Source organism: Microbacterium sp. ISL-103 (assembly GCF_018613995.1).
GTDB lineage: Bacteria > Actinomycetota > Actinomycetes > Actinomycetales > Microbacteriaceae > Microbacterium.
Window position 1 is genome coordinate 1 of sequence record NZ_JAGGPD010000571.1, and the last position, 2,230, is coordinate 2,230.

3 protein-coding genes are annotated in these 2,230 nt (G+C 70.9%); all 3 read left to right on the top strand.

Annotated features, from left to right (window positions below):
• Positions 1–146: YchJ family metal-binding protein (locus tag J7E68_RS17985; protein ID WP_251049125.1), on the top strand; the 146-nt coding region annotated here is incomplete at its 5' end.
• 33 nt (positions 147–179) lie between these two features.
• Positions 180–911: a zinc ribbon domain-containing protein gene (locus J7E68_RS17990; protein WP_215174919.1), complete on the top strand. Its 732-nt coding sequence runs from the start codon at positions 180–182 to the stop codon at positions 909–911.
• 58 nt (positions 912–969) lie between these two features.
• Positions 970–2,230 (top strand): bifunctional 3'-5' exonuclease/DNA polymerase (locus tag J7E68_RS17995; RefSeq protein ID WP_311417348.1); only part of this gene is annotated, 1,261 nt, incomplete at its 3' end.

Consider the following 2,230-nt stretch of genomic DNA (forward strand, 5'->3'; position numbering starts at 1 on the left):
TCGCCGGCGGTCCGTTCGATCGAGAGGGCGTGGTGGAGTTCGAAGCGTTCGGGCGACAGGGCGACGAGCGCGGCTCGCTGCGCGAGAGGAGTCGCTTCGTGCGAGAAGACCGTCGGTGGCTGTACCTCGACGGCCACGTCGGGTGATGGACACCTCTGCCAGCGACTAGATTTGAGAGCGTGAACGCGAGCCCGGAACACCAGCGCATCCTTATCGACGTCGCCGATCTCGACCGGCGCATCGCGCAGGCTGAGCGCGCACGGACCAAGCCGGCGCAGGGCGCTCGGATCACTGAGCTCGTCGCGATCCGTCAGGACCAGCTGCGCGAGCTGACAGCGCTGACCGGAAAGCGCGACGACGTGCGCACCGAGCTGACCAGGCTCGAAGCCGACGTCAAGCTCGTCGAGCAGCGTCGCGCCCGCGACGCCGATCGGCTCGCCGCAGCGACCAATTCCAAAGAAGCACAGGCTCTCGAACACGAGATCGCCAGCCTCGCCAGGCGCCAGAGCGACCTCGAGGACATCGAGCTCGACGTGATGGGACGTGTCGAAGACGCAGACGCGGCTGTCGCCGCGCAGCAGGCCCTGCTCGACACGACGACCGCCGAGGGCAGCGCCCTGACCGCACAGGCGAAGGCCGACGTGGCGGCGGCGACCGATCTGGGCGCGCAGCTGACGCGCGACCGCGAGGCCGTGACCGCGACGCTGCCTGCTCCGTTGCTCGCGGAGTACACGCGCCGCGCGGCGAACAGCGCCGGCGCCGCACTCCTGACGGGTGGCACGTGCGAGGGGTGTCGCATGCTGCTCCCCGGCACCGACATCAATGACATCCGCAACGCGCCGGACGACCTGGTCGTCACCTGCCCCGAGTGCGGATGCATCCTGGTGCGCACCGGGGAATCAGGGCTGTGATCTCCGCGCCGCGAGCGCGACGACGGTGAGCTCGCGGCAATCGACCGAGCGTCGCGTCGTGCTGGTCGCGACGCGCTCCGGCGAGTACACGGCGGTCGAGCTCGATGCGGACGACCAGGAGATCTCGCGCGTCGATCTCCGTGTCGCCGATCTGCCGACCTGGGTGGCGGCGCAGGAGGCCGACACGCCCCCGCGCTGGGTGATCCGCAGTGCGCGCGACATCTATCCGCTCCTCCTCGACTCCGGTGTCCTGATCGGTCGTTCGCACGATCTGCTGCTGTGCCATGCGATCCTCCGCGACACAGACAAGGTCGCGCGTCCCCTGGCTCCGTCTGCGGCGTGGGTGCGCCGCGAGCCGGTCGCCGAGGCGCCCGCGCTGTTCGACGTCCTCGACCACGACGACGTCGACGACCCCGTGGGCGAGGCGCTCGCGCAGTACCGCGAGCAGCGCCGCGTGCTCCGCGACAGCAAGGACGGACGTCTCACCCTCCTCGCTTCTGCCGAGTCGGCGGGCGGCCTCATCGCCGAAGAGATGGGGGCGGCCGGAGTGCCGTGGGACGAGGCGGTGCACGACGCGATCCTCACCGACATCCTGGGCAGCCGACCGATCGCTGGCGGGCTCCCCAGCCACATGGTCGCGCAGGGCGAGCAGGTGCGGTCGATCCTCGGCGACCCCACACTCAACCTCGAGAGTCAGCCGAAGCTGCTCCGAGCTCTGCACCGCGTCGGCGTGCAGGTCGAGTCGACCGGCCGTTGGGAACTCGCGCAGCACAGCCACGCCGTCGTCGAACCGCTCCTGGCGTACAAGAAGCTGTCCAGGCTCCTCAGCGCCAACGGGTGGGCATGGCTCTCCGAGTGGGTGCATGAGGGGCGCTTCCGGCCGATCTACATCACCGGGGGAGTCGTGACCGGGCGCTGGGCGTCGGCGGGAGGCGGCGCGCTGCAACTGCCGCGCAACCTCCGGGCCGCGGTGCGGGCCGATGAGGGCTGGACTCTCGTCGTCGCTGACGTCGCCCAGCTCGAGCCCCGAATGCTCGCCGGCATGGCCGGCGACCGTGCGATGGCCCGTGCCGCCCAGGGCAAGGACCTGTATGCGGGCGTGGTCGAATCCGGCGCCGTCGCGACGCGTGAAGAGGCGAAGTACGCCGTCCTCGGGGCGATGTACGGGGCCACGACCGGCGACAGCGGTCGGCTCGTGCCACGGCTGCGCAAGGTCTATCCGCGGGCGATGGCGCTCGTCGACAGAGCGGCGCGATTCGGCGAAGACGGGGGAGTCGTCTCGACCTGGCCCGGACGCTCCTCCCCGCGCCCGTCGACCG